This is a genomic window from Microcosmobacter mediterraneus (assembly GCF_031846265.1).
GTDB classification, from domain to species: Bacteria; Bacteroidota; Bacteroidia; order Flavobacteriales; family Flavobacteriaceae; genus Microcosmobacter; species Microcosmobacter mediterraneus.
In genome coordinates this window covers 84,513-103,848 of sequence record NZ_JAVRIA010000004.1, presented here as the reverse complement: position 1 = coordinate 103,848, position 19,336 = coordinate 84,513, and the positions used below count along the sequence as shown (strand labels likewise).

Annotated in this window: 15 protein-coding genes; 12 read left to right on the top strand and 3 right to left on the bottom strand. The window is 30.4% G+C overall.

Features of this window, described 5'->3' with window-relative positions; genetic code table 11:
- Nucleotides 1-166: 166 nt before the first annotated feature.
- The 11 genes from RM697_RS08735 (at nt 167) to RM697_RS08685 (ending at nt 15,155) form a co-directional block, all read left to right on the top strand.
- Nucleotides 167-1,411, top strand: a complete 1,245-nt coding sequence (locus RM697_RS08735; RefSeq protein ID WP_311427496.1) for an oligosaccharide flippase family protein — start codon at nt 167-169, stop codon at nt 1,409-1,411.
- A complete protein-coding gene (locus RM697_RS08730; RefSeq protein ID WP_311427495.1) occupies nt 1,401-2,495 on the top strand; it encodes a hypothetical protein in 1,095 nt (364 codons plus the stop codon). The genes RM697_RS08735 and RM697_RS08730 overlap by 11 nt, the downstream gene beginning before the upstream one ends.
- Nucleotides 2,496-2,502: 7 nt before the next feature.
- Nucleotides 2,503-4,401 carry an asparagine synthase (glutamine-hydrolyzing) gene (gene asnB, locus RM697_RS08725; RefSeq protein ID WP_311427494.1) on the top strand — a complete coding sequence of 633 codons (1,899 nt, stop codon included), beginning with the start codon at nt 2,503-2,505 and terminating at the stop codon, nt 4,399-4,401.
- Between the two features lie 15 nt (nt 4,402-4,416).
- On the top strand, nt 4,417-5,577 hold the full coding sequence (locus RM697_RS08720) for a glycosyltransferase family 4 protein (protein WP_311427493.1): 1,161 nt from the start codon (nt 4,417-4,419) through the stop codon (nt 5,575-5,577).
- Nucleotides 5,570-6,175, top strand: a complete 606-nt coding sequence (locus RM697_RS08715) for a sugar transferase (RefSeq protein WP_311427492.1) — start codon at nt 5,570-5,572, stop codon at nt 6,173-6,175. Before RM697_RS08720 ends, RM697_RS08715 begins: the two co-directional genes overlap by 8 nt.
- A gap of 9 nt (nt 6,176-6,184) precedes the next feature.
- Nucleotides 6,185-7,237 carry a GNAT family N-acetyltransferase gene (locus RM697_RS08710; protein WP_311427491.1) on the top strand — a complete coding sequence of 351 codons (1,053 nt, stop codon included), beginning with the start codon at nt 6,185-6,187 and terminating at the stop codon, nt 7,235-7,237.
- Between the two features lie 11 nt (nt 7,238-7,248).
- On the top strand, nt 7,249-8,820 hold the full coding sequence (locus RM697_RS08705) for an FAD/NAD(P)-binding protein (RefSeq protein ID WP_311427490.1): 1,572 nt from the start codon (nt 7,249-7,251) through the stop codon (nt 8,818-8,820).
- 143 nt (nt 8,821-8,963) lie between these two features.
- Complete coding sequence (locus RM697_RS08700; RefSeq protein ID WP_311427489.1) at nt 8,964-10,088, top strand: DegT/DnrJ/EryC1/StrS family aminotransferase; 1,125 nt, start codon at nt 8,964-8,966, stop codon at nt 10,086-10,088.
- Nucleotides 10,085-11,986: a polysaccharide biosynthesis protein gene (locus tag RM697_RS08695; protein ID WP_311427488.1), complete on the top strand. Its 1,902-nt coding sequence runs from the start codon at nt 10,085-10,087 to the stop codon at nt 11,984-11,986. The genes RM697_RS08700 and RM697_RS08695 overlap by 4 nt, the downstream gene beginning before the upstream one ends.
- Before the next feature lie 6 nt (nt 11,987-11,992).
- Nucleotides 11,993-12,793, top strand: coding sequence for a polysaccharide biosynthesis/export family protein (locus RM697_RS08690; protein ID WP_311427487.1), 801 nt, complete (start codon nt 11,993-11,995; stop codon nt 12,791-12,793).
- A 10-nt stretch (nt 12,794-12,803) separates the two neighbouring features.
- Nucleotides 12,804-15,155: a GumC family protein gene (locus RM697_RS08685; protein WP_311427486.1), complete on the top strand. Its 2,352-nt coding sequence runs from the start codon at nt 12,804-12,806 to the stop codon at nt 15,153-15,155.
- 1 nt (nt 15,156) lies between these two features.
- Here RM697_RS08685 and RM697_RS08680 read toward each other — a convergent pair whose 3' ends face one another.
- Nucleotides 15,157-16,326: a proline dehydrogenase family protein gene (locus RM697_RS08680; RefSeq protein WP_311427485.1), complete on the bottom strand. Its 1,170-nt coding sequence runs from the start codon at nt 16,324-16,326 to the stop codon at nt 15,157-15,159.
- Nucleotides 16,327-16,420: 94 nt separating this feature from the next.
- Here RM697_RS08680 and aroB point away from each other — a divergent pair, with 94 nt between their 5' ends.
- On the top strand, nt 16,421-17,488 hold the full coding sequence (aroB, locus tag RM697_RS08675) for a 3-dehydroquinate synthase (protein ID WP_311427484.1): 1,068 nt from the start codon (nt 16,421-16,423) through the stop codon (nt 17,486-17,488).
- A gap of 154 nt (nt 17,489-17,642) precedes the next feature.
- Here the strand turns inward: aroB and RM697_RS08670 are convergent, their stop codons facing one another.
- Together RM697_RS08670 and RM697_RS08665 are read right to left on the bottom strand one after the other, a co-directional pair.
- Nucleotides 17,643-18,122 carry an Lrp/AsnC family transcriptional regulator gene (locus RM697_RS08670; RefSeq protein WP_311427483.1) on the bottom strand — a complete coding sequence of 160 codons (480 nt, stop codon included), beginning with the start codon at nt 18,120-18,122 and terminating at the stop codon, nt 17,643-17,645.
- A gap of 75 nt (nt 18,123-18,197) precedes the next feature.
- On the bottom strand, nt 18,198-19,334 hold the full coding sequence (locus RM697_RS08665; RefSeq protein WP_311427482.1) for a M14 family zinc carboxypeptidase: 1,137 nt from the start codon (nt 19,332-19,334) through the stop codon (nt 18,198-18,200).
- Between the last annotated feature and the right edge of the window lie 2 nt (nt 19,335-19,336).

The following is a 19,336-nucleotide window of genomic DNA, read 5'->3' as shown; positions in this document are numbered from 1 at the left end:
AATAAAAAATATGTATTTTCTTACAATATTTTGCTATTTAAACGTATTTTTATATCATTACATCGTTATTAATGACTCTAAAACAATATATACGTTTAAAAAAAAGAGTTGGATTACAACCTGAGAAAAAATTTAATACTATCATTGCAGCACAAGACAAGATTTAATGAGATCATTTGTAACTAAACATCTTACCTTTTTTGAGAACTTTATATCGTTCTCACTTTTTAAAGCAGTAGATGCCATTATACCACTTGTTGTTATTCCTTACTTAATTTCAGTAGTTGGCTCTGTTAAATATGGAATCTATGCTTTTGCGTTTTCTCTTATTTTTTATCTTATAAATTTAATTCAATATGGATTTTGGCTTTCTGGTGTTAGATTAGTTGCTACTAATAAAGATAACAGAGATGATCTAGAAAAGATTTACAGTCGAATCTTTTCTACTCAAATTTTCATCGCTACTATAGTTTTATCACTTTTAATTATTCTGACTTTTACGGTTCCAAAATTTAGATCGGAATATATTGTGTATTTATTTTTTATTCCATTAATTATTGGTCAACTATTCTCACCTATGTGGTTATTCTTAGGTATGGAGCGTATGAAATTTATTACCATGATAAACATACTCTCCAAATCTACATATGCTATACTAACGTTTATTTTTATAAAACAAGAACATCAGTATATATACATTTCATTATTTCAATCCATTGGCTTTTTTGTTTCGGGAATTGCAGCCCAAATTTTAATTAAACGGATTTTCAATATGCCATTTAAAATGGCTACATTTAAAGATATTAAGTTTACTCTAAAAGAAGGTTTTAGTGCTTTTTCCTCTTTAATTACTCCAACAATTTACACCAATACTTCTTTGTTTCTAATAGGATTATTTGGTATGCCACAATATGTAAGTTTTTTACAAATAGGAAGTAAATTATCAGGTGCTTTTAGTGTTTTAAACACTATTCTTACAAATGTGTTTTACCCTGTAATTAACAGGAATAAATCCTTAATCAATAAGGTTAAATATTTGTTTATTAGTGTTGGTTTTTTATTGTCTTTAATTATGTATTTTGGAGGTGATATTATAGTACGATTATGGATTCCCGAAAATCAAGAACAGATTATACAAGTAGTTAAAATATTAAGTCCTTCTCCATTTTTTGCTTCTATTATCTCAGCCTATGGAGTTAATGGACTTCTTGTTATGAAAAAAGACAAATTGTATATGATTTTAATACTTGTTGGTTCTGTAGTTGGATTTATTACTGCTGTGACATTAATACCTAGTCATTTTCATATTGGTGGCGCAATTGCTATTGTAATTGCTTTAGGTATAAAAGCCTTTTTAACTATGTACTATTTTAATAGGAATAAAGAAGAGTTGATCGAGGATGAAAGTTAGTTATTACATATGGTTTTTATACTTAGTTCTGTTTCCTTTTTATTTATTTTCAGAAGGAAATCCTCAGTTAGCTGATGCTTTAGGAGCTTTACTTATACTGCTTAATATAAAAACCATAATAACTTCAGTTTTTGATAGTTCATTTACTAAGTTTTTATTGTTTTTTGTGCTTTATGCTGTAATCATAAGTGCTATTTGGATGGCCAACTTAGATGATATTTTGATCCTACGAAACTCAATATACTATGTCTATAGTTTTTTAATATTTCTATTTGTTTATGGTAATATAAATAATGACGATTTTTTAAAAATGACATTTTATGGTCTGCTTACATCAGCCTTAATTCAGTGTATATTAATTCCTCTAAATTTAGATCAAGGATTTAGAGCTCAACTATTTTTTAACAACCCTAATCAACTAGCATTGTGGTCTTTATGTGTTATAATAATTAGTAACTCTATCAGTTTACTAACTTCAAAATACAAAAAAGCTACTTTGGCTCTATCTGTAATAGCATCAATATTTATAGTTCTATCTGCTTCTAGATCTGCTGTAGTTTGTGTGATGATTTTTTGGTTGTTTTTCTTTGTGAAAAGCAGAAAACACTTTTTAACATCTTCAGCTATTTTAATTTCCGTTTTTGCATTCTTTTACTTTTCAGAATCTAAAGTTCTAAATCAAATTTCTCAATTTACATACATTACTGATCGTTTAACATCTAACAAAGTTTCTGGTCATTCAACCTTAGATGAAAGAGGTTATAGTAGAATTTTTGATTATCCTCAGCACCTTATATTTGGTGCTGCAGAAGGCTCTAATTATAGATTTAACACAAAAATAGAGTTACACTCTACGCTACCAAACATACTATTTAGTTATGGTATAATTGGTTTTATTCTCTTCGGAATTGCTCTATCTAAGATAGCAATTAAACCTTATAAAGATGTCCTTATACTCTTTCTTATTATTATGATATTTGCTTATGTACATATGATACTTAGACTACCTATTTTTTGGTTAACACTTTTATTCCTTTACACGTTAAAAGTGAAAAAAGAAAACTCAGATCTATTACCTAATTAAGAAAGCTATGTGTGGTATTAATGGACTAATATATAAAACTGAAGGTAATAAAAATACTGTAGAAGCCTCTGTAAATACTATGAATGATCTTATAATTCATAGAGGACCAGATGATGATGGTATTTATACAAATAGCAATGCTAACTCTTTAATTGGTATGGGAATGCGGAGATTATCTATAATTGATCTTAACTCCGGAAAACAGCCTATTTCAAACGAAGACGATTCTATAACCATTGTTTTTAATGGCGAAATATATAATTACAAAACTCTCAGAGAAGATTTAATTAGTAATGGCTATACGTTTAAAACCGAAAGTGATACAGAAGTTATTCTGAAGTTGTATGAACATAAAGGTCCAGAAGGATTTTCTCTACTTGATGGTATGTATGCGTTTAGCATATATGATACAAAAAAGAATAAAGTTTACATAGCCAGAGATTTTTTTGGTGAAAAACCGCTTTATTATACAAAAACTGAAAAAGCTTTTATTTATGCCTCTGAGTTAAAATCACTAATATCTAATTTGGGCTTTAAGCCAGAAATTTCAAGGATAGGAATGAACTTGTTCTTTAGATTAACCTACATTCCTGCTCCATATACCATATATAAAAACATTCATAAACTAGAAGCTAATACATTTATAGAACTAGATTTAAAAGATTTTAATTTTAGCACTAACGAAGTATACAAGATTAATGCAACGAAAAGTAATCTTAACTTCGAAGACGCTAAGAAAATAGTAAAAGAAAAGGTCTCTGAAAGTGTAGAAAGTAGATCTGTATCTGATGTACCTATAGGAACATTTTTATCTGGTGGAGTAGATTCCTCTGTAGTTTCTTTATGTCTAGCAGATCAAACAGATTCAAAAATCGACACCTTTTCTATAGGTTTTGAAAAAGCAACATATGATGAATCAGATAAATCCAGAACTGTTGCAAATTTAATTAATAGTAATCATCATGAGTTTATTATTAATGAACTAGATCTAAAGACAAATTTAGATGACATTCTACTCAATTTTGATGAACCATTTGCAGATTCCTCTGCGCTTCCTACATTTTTAGTATCTAATAAAACGTCTAAGCATCTTAAAGTAGCATTAACAGGTGATGGAGGTGATGAAATCTTTGGAGGTTACAATAAATATTATGTTGGCAAGCTCAATAACAAGTATACTAGTACAGTTCCAAAATGGCTACATCATAGTGTTAATAACCTTTCTAAGCCATTATTAAATCGAAAAGATGATAATAGAGGGCTACGTTACAAGATTCAGAAATTCCTTAATTCAGTGAGCTATGATAATTCGCATTATTGGAATATTATCTCACTAGGCTTAACAGAGACTGATATTAAGACATTTTTACAAGATCCATATATAATACCTAATATTTTCGATTATTATAAAGAGAAAACTGGAATTAACTCGCCAAAATCACTCAATGATTTTAGAGTTATAGATAAACATATAAGTTTAGAAGGCGATATGTTGGTGAAAGTAGACAGAACAAGTATGCTCAATTCCTTGGAATGTAGAGCTCCTTTCTTAAATAGAGATTTATTTGAATTTACATTAGGTCTTCCTGAAGATTTTCTACTAAAATCATGGAATAAAAAGTTTATTTTAAAAGAAGCATTTAGAGATAGATTCCCTGAAAAATTCTTAGATATTTCAAAACAAGGATTTGGAGTTCCTGTTGGTGATTGGTTGAGACAGTCGTTAAAATCTGAATTAGAACATTACATAAATCCAGAATTCTTAGACAAACAGAATATATTTGAAAAACAAGACATCATTAGTCTTGTAAAAAATCATATCAGTGGTAAAATAGATAATTCTTTCAAAGTATGGTCATATTTCTGTTTTCAGAAATGGTATACATCAATTTATCAAAATTTATAAAGCTATAATTTATTAATGAATAAAATTTTACGCATAACTACAGTTGCTGGCTCTCTTAATCGCTTATTAAGAGGACAATTACGATTTATGAACCAATATTACGAAGTTGTTGGTGTTACAAGTAAAGGTATAAGTTTTGATAGAGTTATCGAAAATGAAGGTATTAGAGTAGAGCCTGTTGAAATGACAAGAACTATAGCTCCAATTAAAGATTTAGTCGCTACCTATAAACTTTATAAGTTAATAAAAAAAGAGAACCCATTAATCGTTCATACTCATACACCAAAAGCTGGAATTCTTGGTATGTTAGCAGCAAAATTAGCTGGTGTTAAACACAGATACCATACTGTAGCTGGTATGCCATTATTAGAAGCTACAGGTTTTAAATTAAAATTATTAGTAGCTGTAGAAAAGTTAACCTATAAATTCGCTACTAAAGTATTTCCAAATTCTTATGGACTAAAAACAATCATTATTGATCAAGGCTTTTGTAATAAAGATAAGGTAAAAGTGATAGGTAATGGAAGTTCTAATGGAATAGATATAGAGCATTTTAATCGTAAACAAGTTTCTAATGAACAACTAGACGCTTTAAAATCTGAGTTAAATATTTCTGATAATGACTTCGTGTATGTTTATGTTGGTAGGCTTGTAAAAGATAAAGGTATAAATGAACTCATAACGGTATTTGATGACATCTCAAAACAGCTCCCAAATTGTAAATTAGTTTTAGTAGGCTTTAGAGAACGAAAACTTGATCCTTTAAAACCTGAAACAGAGAAAACCATAAAAGACAACCCTTCAATAATTGAAGCTGGATTTCAAAAAGATGTGAGGCCTTATTTTGCATTAGGTAAAGTTTTAGTATTTCCATCATATAGAGAAGGGTTTCCAAATGTTGTTTTGCAAGCAGGAGCGATGGGAATTCCGAGTATTGTGAGTGATATTAATGGTTGCAATGAAATAATTATCGATGGAGAAAATGGATTTATTATTCCTGCCAAAGACACTCAGGAACTTAAGAAAAAAATGCTTCATGTTTTAGAAGATGAAAACCACTTAAAACAATTAACATTAAATTCTAGAGAAAATATTGTAAATAGGTTTCAGCATAAATATATTTGGGAAGAGTTACTTAAAATTTATACGAACGCAGAAAATAAAGAACATGTATAAACATTTCTTAAAACGTACAATAGACTTAATTGCAGCAATTATTGGACTTACTATATTAATTCCAGTTATCTTAGTCTTAATAATCATTCTCAGTATAGCTAACAACGGCAAACCTTTTTATTATCAGCTAAGGCCAGGAAAAAACGAGGCTGTATTTAAGCTCATAAAGTTTAAATCTATGAATGATAAAAAGGATAAAAACGGAGAACTCCTTCCTGGTATTGAAAGAATTACACCAGTAGGTCATTTCATAAGAAATTACTCTTTAGATGAAATTCCACAGCTATTTAATGTGCTTAAAGGAGAAATGAGTTTAATTGGTCCTAGACCTCTTCTTATTAGATACCTTCCATATTACAATGATGAGCAAAAAAGACGCCACGATATTAAACCAGGAATTACAGGTTGGGCTCAAGTTAATGGCAGAAATAATATAGGGTGGAAACAGAAATTTGAATACGATGTATGGTATGTAGATAATGTTTCTTTAGTGCTAGATATTAAGATCATTTTGCTAACCATTAAAAAGGTTTTTAGAAAAAAAGATATTTATAATGTAGATAATGAGATTGGACCTGAATTTACTGGTACAGATTAAAAATTCCTTATGGTTTTAAAAGTTTATATTCTTAACGATATTGAAGAAGCTAATGCTTATAACACTGTCCTAGAACAGTTAGACAATAAGCATCCATATTATAAAGTTGCCTTTTTAGATATCTTTTATGATGGCTTAGATAACGCTAGAGCAGTTGCTCTTTTTGATACTAATGAGAAACCATTAGTAACTATGCCTTTTTACTTAAGACCTATTGAAAGTACTTTAGTAAAAAATGAATTGTTTTTTGATGTCACCTCAACTTGGGGTTATAGTGGTCCACTTTATAACGACGATATTTCAGAATTAATTTTAAATGAGTTTTGGAGTTTGGTTGATTCTTGGTACCAAAATAATAATGTAGTTACTGAGTTTTTGAGATTCAACACAACAAACAACACACTTGGCTATAACGGACAATTAGTTACTATAATGAATATTGTAAAAGGTAACTTAACAACACCAGAGGATATTTGGAATAACTACAACCGGAAGGTCAGAAAAAACATTAATAAGGCTAAAAGAGCACAATTATATACTAAAGTACATGATAATATAACAGATCAAGTATTTGATGATTTTTATAAAATCTTTGTCCATACCATGGATAGAACCGAAGCAAAATCTCAGTATTACAACAGTAGTGAAAAGCTCAAATTATTTTTTAAGGCTCATTCTAATAACGCTGCAATTGCACTAACTTACAATGAAGATTCTAAGGCTATTTCATCAGAAATTGTATTACTTTCCAATCATACAATGTTTTCATTTATTGGTGGAACGCTTTCAGAATACTTTAATCAAAGACCAAATGAAGATTTAAAAAATGAAGTCATAAAATGGGGAATTAATAAAGGCTTTAAGTATTATGTACTTGGTGGTGGCTTAGGAAAAGAAGATGGAATTTTTAACTACAAAAAAGCATTTTTCCCAGAGAATACTGTTCCGTTTATTACTGGAAGAAAAATATTGAATAAAGAAATTTATAACGTTCTTTGTAGCGCAATAAAAGAAGAGGATATAACTGATGACTTTTTTCCGTTATACAGATTAAATGTTTAGTAATCATCTAAATGACAGATAACTACAGAAATATAATACAAGATATAACCTTCATAGGTTCAGGGATTGCTACATCCTATACTTTGATACCATTATTAAATCAATTAATGGCGAAAAGCCCTCAAAATAAGGTTAACATTACTGTCATTGAAAAAAGTGAGGAGCATTTCACTGGTCTTGCTTATGGTAATCGATCTGGTGCAACAGCTTTACTTATTACCTCTTTAGCTGACTTTTTACCTGAAGGCAAAGAGCGTGAAAATTTTATTTCGTGGTTATCTAAAAATAAGGAGCTTTTAATTGAGAATTTACTAGATAAAGGTGGCGTATTAACAAAAAACTGGGTTAATACTCATAAAGATGAAATTGCAAATAATAATTGGGAAAATATTTATATTCCAAGACGCTTTTTTGGAAAATACATCTCGCAAAAGCTTAATAACATCATAAATAAAACAAAAGCTTTTGAAACGATACACATAAACTTCGTTAACGATGAAGTATTTAGTGTTAACAGAGAAGATAGTAACGTATTCTCTTTACAGTTAAAGAATAATCAGACCAAGTTAAGCTCCAAAAAAGTAGTTCTATCTGTTGGTATTCCACCAATAAAACAACTTTGGCCTAAAACATTTAATCAACTATATAAAGATCAGTGTATTTTAATTGGTGATCCATATAGAACAGGATTTAGAAAGAATCTAAATACGATTACTGAAAAAGCAAGAACCTCCTCTGAAAAATTAAATTTTGTAATCATAGGTTCCAATGCAAGTGCCATGGAAATGATATACAAAATAAATGATATACAAGATATTAAAGATCAGATTAATACTATCACTGTAATTTCGCCTCAAGGTGAATTACCAAATTCTGCAGTGAATAAAAACACAAAAAAAATCGTTTTTATTCCTAATCATTTATTAAAACTTGCTGACAAGGAGAACGTAACAGCAAAAGAAATCTACGAAGCAGCCCAAAAAGATTTAGATATTGCAGAGCACAAAAGTTATAGTGCAGCCATTACAGAAGTTCCTATTTCTAATGGTTTTAAAGCATTATTACCTAAACTCACAAATACAGAATTAAAAGCTTTTGCGTGCCACTATGGTAATGAAATTGGAAAAAGACAAAGAAGAGCTGGTAAGCACTACACAGATGTAGTAGACAATCTTATTAAAGCTCAAAAACTAATAAATTTAAAAGGGTACTTTGAAGCCATTATTCCTGATGAATCCGATAAATTAAGGTTTAGCTATAAAATAAAAAGAGACTCCACTCCTATTATTTCAGAAAGAACAGTTGATGTTGTCATTAACTGCACTGGAGGTAAAACATTAAACTCAGAAACCGTTAGCCCATTATTAGATCAAGTGATATCCTCTAATCTATGTACACCTAATGCTTCATTAAGAGGGTTTACTGTTGATGAAAATTTTCAAGCTAGTTCTAATCTTTATATCGCTGGACCTTTACTAGCAGGAAACATTATTAATTCGCAAGCGCTTTGGCATATAGAACATTGTGGCAGAATAATTTATCTAGGAAAAGAATTAGCTAAACAGTTAAACAGTAGTTACTAACTTAGACAAAATTACCAAAGAATCGTTATTTTTTGGATTTCATCGTGTTTATTTGGTAATGCACTTGCATAAATTGCATATTGAGCTCAATAATTTAATATTTAGTTCCCCAAAATTAAAATTAACTTACTAAACAAGAGTTTATGGAATCCAAGATTTGGTTATCTTCTCCTCATATGTGCGGCAAAGAACAGTCTTTTATAGATGAAGCCTTTGCTACAAATTGGATTGCACCTTTAGGTCCTAACGTGGACGGTTTTGAAAATGATATTGAGACTTATTTAAAAGAAGATATACATGCAGCAGCACTTAGTTCAGGTACAGCTGCTATTCACTTAGCTTTACAATTATTAGACGTTGGCGTTGGCGATGAAGTAATCTGCCAAAGTAAAACGTTTTCAGCTTCTGCAAATCCAATAGTTTATCTAGGTGCTACACCTATTTTTGTAGATAGTGAATCTGAGACTTGGAATATTTGCCCAAACACATTAGAGGAAGCCATAAAAGACAGAATAGCTAACGGCAAAAAACCCAAAGCAATTATTGCTGTGCATTTATATGGTATGCCTTACAAGGTAGATGAAATTCATAGTATTGCTAAATCTTATGATATACCAATATTAGAAGATAGTGCTGAAGCATTAGGAAGCACCTATAAAAATCGTAAATGTGGCACCTTTGGTGATATCTCTATTTTATCCTTTAATGGAAATAAAATTATTACAACTTCTGGTGGTGGAGCTTTGGTAACGAAATCAAAAAAACTTAGAGATGAAGCCGTTTTTTTATCAACTCAAGCTAGAGATAAAGCTGTAGAATATCTGCATTCTAAAATTGGTTATAATTACAGAATGTCTAATGTTTTAGCTGGTATTGGTCGTGGACAGATGACAGTGATAAACCAAAGAGTTCAGCAACGAAGAGCCAACTATGATTACTATAAGTCTAACCTAAAGGATATTGAACATATATCGTTTATTGAAGCACCAAAAGAGTATTTTACCAATCGTTGGTTGAGCTGTATTTTACTTCATTCAGAAAATCAAAAACATCAATTAATTGAGCACTTAAATGGATTTAATATTGAGTCTAGACCACTATGGAAACCTATGCATCAACAACCAATATTCAAAGATGCACCTAAATATTTAAACGGAATTTCTGATGATTTATTTAAAAAAGGACTATGTTTACCAAGTGGATCTAACTTAAAAGACGCTGAACGTCAACGAGTTTTAGATGCAATTAAATCATTTTTCAAAAAATGATAACTCGATATTTACATAAAATTTCTCAACGTTATGCGCCAAAATGGCTCATACTATTCATTGATGTATGTATCATTCTATCAACTTACTTTTTAGCTCATCTCATACGATTCAATTTTGAATTTGAATTTGACATTTCAAGACTCGCACTACAATTACCATACATTGCAGTAATTTCATTATTAAGTCTAATTGTTTTAGGATCACAAAAGGGAGTTGTTAGATTTACAGGTTTTAAGGATATATTAAATTTGTTTACTAGTATAAACATCTTAGCCACAGTTCTTATCGTGGCTACTTTTGTTTCTCGTAAATTTAATACAGATACTTTAATTAATATTCCTGGATCGATAATTTACATTCATCTACTTCTGAATATTATATTTTTAATTGGCTTTAAATTAATGATTAAGTCTATTTATAACCAATTAATTCAGGAGATAAAGCATCAAAAAAATGTATTGATTTTTGGAGCTGGAAATCTTGGACTGCTTACCTATGATGCTATATCAAATGATAAAAAATCAGAATTAGAAGTTATTGGTTTTATCGATGACGATAAACAGAAAATTGGTAAAAAAATTAATCAGCTTAGAGTACATAGTATAGATCATATAACAAAAGAGTTTATTGAAAAGAATAATGTCGCTGAAGTCATAGTATCTATTCAAACTATAGAGTCTTATAGACTTCTACAAATATGTAGCCAACTATTTTCATTAGACATTAAAGTTAAGATAGCTCCTCCTGTTCAAAATTGGATAGATGGTGATTTAAATGTTGGACAGATTCATGATTTTAAAATTGAGGATTTATTAGGTAGAGAACCCATTTCTATTGATAACCCAGCTCTAAAGGATGAATACGACTCAAAAACTTTATTAGTTACTGGAGCAGCAGGATCCATTGGAAGTGAAATTGTTAGAAAACTGAGAAACTATAATTATAAAAAATTAATCCTTGTAGATAATTCAGAGTCTCCTTTATACGAAATTCAACAAGAGCTAAAACAGAATAATGCTCTCAACGTAGTTTCAGTAATAGCAGATGTTAGAGATTCAAAACGAATGGATGCTATTTTTAGTAAATATAGACCAATGTTGGTATTTCATGCTGCGGCATACAAACATGTGCCATTAATGGAAGATTTTCCACATGAAGCTGTAGATGTAAATATTCAAGGTACAAAAAACATAGCAGACTTATCTGTTAAACATGGTGTAGAAAAATTTGTATTAATCTCTACAGATAAAGCGGTTAACCCAACAAATGTAATGGGAGCAACAAAACGTATTGCTGAGTTATATACAAGTTGCCTAAAAGGACTTGGGAAAACTAAATTTATCACAACAAGATTTGGCAATGTTTTAGGCTCTAATGGTTCTGTTATACCTTTATTTAAAAAGCAAATAGAAAATGGTGGTCCAATTACTGTAACACACAAAGATATTACACGCTACTTTATGACTATCCCAGAAGCTTGCCAACTAGTCTTAGAAGCAGCTGCAATGGGAAGTGGTGGTGAGATATTTGTATTTGATATGGGAGAAGCTATTAAAATTTATGACTTAGCTAAGAACATGATTATTCTTTCTGGTCTTAGATATCCTGAAGATGTAGATATAAAAATTTCAGGCTTACGTCCAGGAGAAAAGATTTTTGAAGAATTACTAGCTAATGACGAAAACACAAAGCCAACCTACCATGAAAAAATAATGATAGCTAAAGCAAAACGTGTAGACCAAAGTAGTGTTGAGCGTAAAATCAATACATTGTGTGTAAAAAGCAAAACATCAAATATACTTAGCATTGTCTCTCTTATAAAAGACCTAGTTCCTGAGTATGTATCCAATAATTCCAAATTTGAAATTCTAGATAATAAAACAACCAAATCATAATTTAAAATGTCAACCAAAAACTCAATTACAATAAAAGTCCTTGTTTTAATGCTTACGCTGAGTATGTTCTCCTGTGGCTCTCGCAAAGACATCGTATATTTTCAAGATGAACCAATATCATCTGAAGATTTTCCAAAACAAAACTCATTTGAAATCATCTATAAAGCAGACGATTTAATTACCATAAACGTCTCAGGTTTAGATCCTGAAGCTGTAAAACCTTTCAACTTACCTGCAGTAACCTATGATGCAATGTCTAGTATTACTACTGATTTAAATACACAAGGTCAACGCAGAATGCTTACCTATTTAATAGATAAGGAAGGAAATATAGAGTTTCCTGTGATTGGTACTGTAAAGCTTGGCGGACTCACAAGAACTGAAGCTACAGTGAAAATGAAAACTATACTTTCAGAGTATATCAAAGATCCAATTGTAAATATTAGGCTTGCTAATTTTACAATTTCAGTACTTGGCGAAGTTAATAGACCAGGAACATTTACAGTTCAGGATGAGCGTATTTCAATTCCAGAGGCCTTAGGTTTAGCTGGTGATCTTAGTATTTACGGAAAACGAGATAATATTTTTTTAATTAGAGAAGTTGATGGGCAAAAAAAATATGCCAAAATAGATTTAACGTCAATTTCGGTTGTTAACTCACCAGTATATTACTTAACACAAAACGATGTTATCTATGTTGAGCCTAACAAAGCTCGTATAAGACAATCAAGCTACAACCAAAATAATGGTCTCGTTGTTTCTGCTATCGGAACAATAGCCACTATCATTGCTATTTTAATTAGATAATACAATTGTTATGAATTCAACATCTAGTAGACATAATTTTAATGCAATAAATAGGTTAGATGCATTTACAAGGCGTTGGAAGTTAATTTTGCTTTCTATAATATTCTTTTTAGGAATAGCTTTTTTGTACTTGAGATATGCTAATTATCAATATCAAGCCACTGCAGTCATAAAAATTAAAGAAGAGGATAAACAAAATAACTCTTTGAAAGAGATTACTGCGCTTCAAAATTTTGGACCATTCTCTAACACCTACAATAAAGTCTCTGATGAAATTGAGATCATTAAATCAAGAACAATTATTGGTAAAGTAGTTGACGATTTAGATTTGAATATCCAATATTATGAGCAAGGAAGAATTAAAGAGCAAGAGTTATTTAAAAACCCTCCTATTCTAATTAATTTCTTTGCTTCAGACTCTGTTGTACACAAAATTGACACGTCATTTTATATTAATATAAAATCAGATTCTAAATTTTTATTATCTAATGAAGGCGGAAAAGATATTTTAAAATTAGGGTCACCAGATGGTAAAAATTATGCCTTTGGTGATCGTATAAAATCTGGTTTTGGTGATTTTATTATTATCCCTAATGAGATTAAGGACGATAAACCCTTAATAGGAAGGTCTATTAAAGTGAAGATATCTTCAATGTCTTCAGCAGTTGAAACCTATTTAAGAAAATTAAAAGTTCAAGCTACAGATGAAACCTCTAGTGTGGTAAAATTAACTTTAAATGAAAACATTAAAAATAAAGCTAATCAAATACTAGATAAAATTGTAGAAAAATACAATGATGATGTTATCAATGATAAAGAGCAGATTGTGAAAATCACATCAGACTTTATTAATAACCGTCTAAATATTGTTTCTAATGAATTAGAACAAGTAGATTACACAGCAGAAAGCTTACAAAAAGATAATAGACTTACAGCCTTATCTGCACAATCAAATATTTTCTTACAAAGCGAGAAAGAAAATGAAGCAAAGCTAATTGCTACTTCAAATCAGATACAGCTTATTGACTATATGAAAGATCATTTAAAGGACAATGATACAAATGCTGATTTACTGCCTGCAGATGTTGGTATTGCTGATAACTCAGTATCTCAGATTACCAAAAGCCATAATGAGTTGGTATTACAACGTAACAGGATATTAAAAAATTCTAGCGAAAAAAACCCAACGGTTGTTAACCTTAATAATCAAATTAGAGCCTTAAAGGATAACCTAAATCAGAGTTTAGAAAACATTCAATCAGCAAACCAAATAACATTAAATGCACTCAATCAAGAAGATCGACGCATTAGTGCTCAAATTTATTCTGCTCCAACTAAAGAACGAAAGTTTAGAGATATAAAGCGTCAACAAGATATCAAAGAGTCATTGTATTTGTATTTATTACAAAAACGTGAAGAAACAGCAATTTCACTTGGAATGTCTTCTCCTAACGCTAAAATTATTGATGCATCTTATGCAACTACAAGACCAATTTCACCTAAAAAAGGTTTAGTCTATCTTTCAGCATTAGTTCTTGGGCTTTTATTACCAATGACACTTATTTTTATTAAAGAAGAGTTTGATACTAAGATACATACCAAAAATGATTTAAATGAAATATTAAATATTCCATTTATAGGAGATATTCCTAAATCCTCAAAGAAAAAGCGATTGGTTAACAAGGTAGATTACTCACCCAAAGCAGAGGCTTTTAGAATTGTTAGATCTAATATAGATTTTATGCTAAAAAGTGTTGCATCTAAATGTAAAGTAGTTTTTGTTACCTCAACAACCAGTCAAGAAGGCAAATCTCATACATCTATTAACTTAGCGTCATCAATATCATTTTCTGAAAAGAAAACATTAATCATAGAGACAGATATTAGAGTCCCTAGAGTTAATGAGTATTTGAGTATAAAAGCAAAGAAAGGACTTACAGATTATATATCTGACCCAAGCATTAAAGTAGAAGATATTATTATTAAAGTTAAAGACAATGACTCTTTAAGTATTATTCCTTCTGGAACTATTCCTCCAAATCCTGCCGAACTCTTAATGAGTGATAGAGTGGATGAATTATTCAAAACCGTAAAAAAAGATTACGATTATATTATTGTAGATACTGCAGCTGTTGGTCTAGTTACTGATACTTTACTAATTAGCGATCATGCAGATATGGTAGTTTATGTAGTTAGCGCGGATAATATTGATAAACGTCAATTACATATTGCTCAAACCATGCACGATGAAAAACGATTACCAAATATGGTAACTTTACTTAATAGCACAAAGAAAAAGAAAGGCTATGGTTATGGCTATGGAAGCACACCGCAAAAGAAAAAGTGGTACCAGTTCGGTTAAATTATAGTTGTCTTCGTTTCTTTTCTTGCTTAAGTAGGTTAAGCTCTCTACTGGTTTGACCAGCAACAGAGGTGTTTTCCTCAGCACGCCTGATAAGATATGGCATAACATCCTTTACTGGTCCAAAAGGCACATATTTAGCTACATTATAACCTTCTGCAGCTAGATTAAAGCTAATATGATCACTCATGCCATACAATTGACCAAACCAAACGTTATTATTGTCTTTGGCAATACCTAATTTATCCATAAGCTGCATCGCTAAATAACTACTCTCTTCATTATGCGTACCAATAAACAAGGCAATTGAATCTAGATGATTAAGCATATAAGTTAGTGATCTATTAAAGTTATCATCTGTAGTTTTTTTATCAGCACAAATTGGCGACTTATAACCGTACTCCTCTGCTCTATCTCTTTCTTTTTCCATGTAAGCACCTCTCACAATTTTTATACCTACAGTAAACCCATCTTGTAAAGCACGATTATGTAAACTTTTTAAATAATCAAAACGATCCCAACGATACGTCTGTAAGGTATTATAAACAATGGCTTTCTCAGTGTTATACAAACACATCATATCCTCAACAAGCTCATCTGCTGCATCTTGCATCCAACTTTCTTCTGCATCAATAAGCACCTCTACATCTTTTTCTTTAGCCAAACTACAAACAGCCTTAAAACGGTCTTCAATTCTGTACCATTCAGCTTGTTCATCATCAGTAAAAGCTTCGCCTCTCCCTTTTTTTTCAAAAAGATAAAATCGACCAAATCCTGTTGGTTTAAAAACTACAATTGGCATAGCCTCTTTCTCATCTGCAAATTGAATGAGTTTTAATATCTTAGATTTAGCATCATCAAATTGGTTTTTACTCTCCTTACCTTCTACAGAATAATCTAATACAGAACACACACCTTTGCTATACATATTATCGATTACTGGTAGGCAGTCATCCTCGTTAATGCCGCCACAAAAATGATCAAAGACTGTTGACCTAATTAATCCCTCTACTGGTAGATTAGCTTTTAAAGCAAAATTAGTCGCAGCAGTACCAATCCTAACTAAAGGCTGATGTGATATCATTTTAAACAAGAAGTAAGCGCGTTCTAATTCAGAATCTGATTTAAGCTGAAAAGCTATTTCAGTATTTTCAAAAAGAGTGTTAGTCATCGTCACAAAAGTATTTACACAAATATATTTATTCGTTTGCTATTTTTTATGAAAATCTAAGTATTTTCGAGCTCTATTACGCTATGATACACCTATGAATTCTATACTAGCAAAAGATTGCGAAATTCATTTTAATATAAAAGCTTATGAGGTTTTAAAAACTCATTTAGCTGAAAAAAACTACTCTAAAGTTGTGGTTATTGTAGATGAAAACACACACCAATCTTGTTTACCTTTATTTCTCTCTAGAGTTGAAAGCGATATCGTTTTTGATATCATTGAAATTGAAGCAGGTGAAATGAGTAAAACTATTGACACTTGCACTAGTGTTTGGGAGGCCTTATCTGATCTAGGTTTTGATAGAAAAAGTTTAATTATTAATTTAGGTGGTGGTGTTGTAACTGATCTTGGTGGTTTTGTAGCTTGTACTTTTAAACGTGGTATTAACTATATAAACATACCTACCTCTTTACTAGCTATGGTTGATGCCTCTGTTGGCGGGAAAACTGGTGTTGATTTAGGTGTTATAAAAAATCAAATTGGAGTCATTGCAACTGGTGAAATGGTTATTATTGATACAGAATTTTTAGCAACGCTACCTCAAAATCATTTACGTTCTGGACTAGCTGAAATGCTTAAACATGGCTTAATTGCTGACCGAAAGTATTGGGATACTTTATCAGATTTATCACAACTTCATATTGAAGATTTAGAGCAACTGATTTATGAATCTGTAATTATAAAAAACAATATTGTTAACTCAGATCCTAATGAAGATGGTGTTAGAAAATATTTAAATTTTGGGCATACTCTTGGTCATGCTATAGAATCGTACTTCTTAGATTATGATGCCAAAGAAGAGTTGCTACATGGTGAAGCTGTTGCCATTGGTATGATTTTAGAATCTTATTTATCATATAAATTATTAGATCTATCTAAAGAAGATTTAGCTACTATAAAAACAAATATTCAAAATTTGTATGGTAAAATAAGTATAGATGAGGACGACTACGAACATATCATAGAGCTCTTAAAATTTGATAAGAAAAACTCTCATGGTGTCATCAACTTTGTTTTACTTGAAGCTATTGGTAAACCCAAATATGACTGCCAAGCTGAGAATGCATTAATCATTGAAGCTTTTGAGTATTATAAAGCTTAAAAGACTCTTACCTTCTTGTTAATAAAGCTTGTGAACTGTTTTATTTTCAGAATTAAAAACATCTTCTTATTTCACATGAGCATAACTTTAAAATAAAAAAAAACCTTTGAAAACTTTGTTAACAAAGGGTTTTAAGTTAAATATATTAAGATAGTTATAGTTCGTTGAAAATAGTGTGCATTAATCGTTTCTTATCATTAATACTCTCTTCTAAAGATATCATTGTCTCTGTTCTGTAAACACCTTCAATATCGTCTAATTGAAAAATAATATTCTTAGCATGTGTTGTGTTTTGGGCTCTTATTTTACAAAAAATATTAAACTTACCTGTAGTGATATGTGCAACAGTTACATAAGGAATTTCTGTAATTCGTTCTAATACAAATTTTGTTTGAGAGGTATTTTGCAAAAAAACACCAACATACGCTATAAATGAATAACCTAATTTTTTATAATCTAATGTCAACGATGAGCCTTTAATAATACCTGCTTCTTCCATCTTTTTAACTCGTACATGTACTGTTCCAGCAGAAATCACTAATTTTTTTGCTATATCTGTAAACGGAATCCTTGTATTATCGATTAACATATCAAGGATCTGATGGTCAATATCATCTAATTTAAACTTAGCCATAAATTGAAGAATCTTTAAATTAATTGCAAAAATAAAGCAATTTCAATAAAGATTACTCATAAAATCAAAGCTTTTTTAAGCTTTTAATGCATATTTTTCATTATTTATCAACACGAAATCGTTTTCGTATCCTTGAAATAATGATTTACTTTCATGAGTTAAAACTGTATTACCTTTTGCATCAATTTCAAAATGACCTTTGTATTGACTTCCTATATCTAAATCTACAACTTGTGGTATAAATTGCACCTTATTCTTATGCAATTGTTCAACATACTGAATAGCAATAGATGTTACTTCACCATTTAAACTTGTATTTTTAATAATAACATCATACCTGAATTTTTCGTTTTCAGGAATTTTAAAATAATCTTTATAAACTGAGGTATCTATACCTTTAGAAATTTCTTGGAGCGCTACACATAACGATTCAAAAATAAACTGACGTGTCTTTTCTCTAACGTAATCGTTTTTAAAATGTCCTGCTTCAAATAATACAGTTGGTACTCCCAAGCTCTGAAAAGTATCACCTACACAATTGTCATTATAAGTATCGTCATACCTACCTATTTGATCTTCTAATTGGTAATTATGGTACTTATAAATATTAGCAATAATAGACATAGCTACGATTCTAGTCTTTGTAACTGATCGTTTCTTATCTTCTGCTGGTGCTAAAAAGGATAATGTAGCAGAGTTTTTATTGGTTACACTAAAAATAGTACGCTGTCCATGAAGATTAAAGCAGAAATCTGGTTTAAGCGTATCAAAAACTTGCCTTAATACTTTACTTTCAGGTTGAGAAAAATCTTTAGCATCTCTATTTAAATCAATAGCATTAGCATTAACACGTGTGTAAACTCTAGCGCCATCTGGATTTAATATTGGAATAATAGTAATATCACAAGTTTGTAATATAGATTTGAACGCATTTTTATTACTTGAAATAACAGAAAATAGGTCAAAAATAGCCTTGGTAGTAGTACTTTCATTTCCGTGCATTTGTGACCACATCAAAATTTTTAACGATCCTGAACCAAAACGAACCGAAAAAATAGGCTCATCTTTTACTGAACGACCAATTTCTAAACATGAAAAATCAGCTGGTAATTTTTCTAAAATCGGAATGATATGATCATTACAAATATAGCGATGAGACAGCTGCTTTTGATAGTGATTATTGAAGGTAGATTGTAGAAAATTTGCGTTCATTA

Excerpts from the sequence above, each read along its gene's own strand:
- RM697_RS08690 (WP_311427487.1), top strand. The coding sequence starts at position 11,993 with ATGTCAACCAAAAACTCAATTACAATAAAAGTCCTTGTTTTAATGCTT.
- RM697_RS08700 (WP_311427489.1), top strand. The coding sequence starts at position 8,964 with ATGGAATCCAAGATTTGGTTATCTTCTCCTCATATGTGCGGCAAAGAA.
- RM697_RS08680 (WP_311427485.1), bottom strand. The coding sequence starts at position 16,326 with ATGACTAACACTCTTTTTGAAAATACTGAAATAGCTTTTCAGCTTAAA.
- RM697_RS08670 (WP_311427483.1), bottom strand. The coding sequence starts at position 18,122 with ATGGCTAAGTTTAAATTAGATGATATTGACCATCAGATCCTTGATATG.
- asnB (WP_311427494.1), top strand. The coding sequence starts at position 2,503 with ATGTGTGGTATTAATGGACTAATATATAAAACTGAAGGTAATAAAAAT.
- RM697_RS08715 (WP_311427492.1), top strand. The coding sequence starts at position 5,570 with ATGTATAAACATTTCTTAAAACGTACAATAGACTTAATTGCAGCAATT.
- RM697_RS08730 (WP_311427495.1), top strand. The coding sequence starts at position 1,401 with ATGAAAGTTAGTTATTACATATGGTTTTTATACTTAGTTCTGTTTCCT.
- RM697_RS08665 (WP_311427482.1), bottom strand. The coding sequence starts at position 19,334 with ATGAACGCAAATTTTCTACAATCTACCTTCAATAATCACTATCAAAAG.
- RM697_RS08720 (WP_311427493.1), top strand. The coding sequence starts at position 4,417 with ATGAATAAAATTTTACGCATAACTACAGTTGCTGGCTCTCTTAATCGC.
- aroB (WP_311427484.1), top strand. The coding sequence starts at position 16,421 with ATGAATTCTATACTAGCAAAAGATTGCGAAATTCATTTTAATATAAAA.
- RM697_RS08695 (WP_311427488.1), top strand. The coding sequence starts at position 10,085 with ATGATAACTCGATATTTACATAAAATTTCTCAACGTTATGCGCCAAAA.
- RM697_RS08685 (WP_311427486.1), top strand. The coding sequence starts at position 12,804 with ATGAATTCAACATCTAGTAGACATAATTTTAATGCAATAAATAGGTTA.
- RM697_RS08710 (WP_311427491.1), top strand. The coding sequence starts at position 6,185 with ATGGTTTTAAAAGTTTATATTCTTAACGATATTGAAGAAGCTAATGCT.
- RM697_RS08705 (WP_311427490.1), top strand. The coding sequence starts at position 7,249 with ATGACAGATAACTACAGAAATATAATACAAGATATAACCTTCATAGGT.
- RM697_RS08735 (WP_311427496.1), top strand. The coding sequence starts at position 167 with ATGAGATCATTTGTAACTAAACATCTTACCTTTTTTGAGAACTTTATA.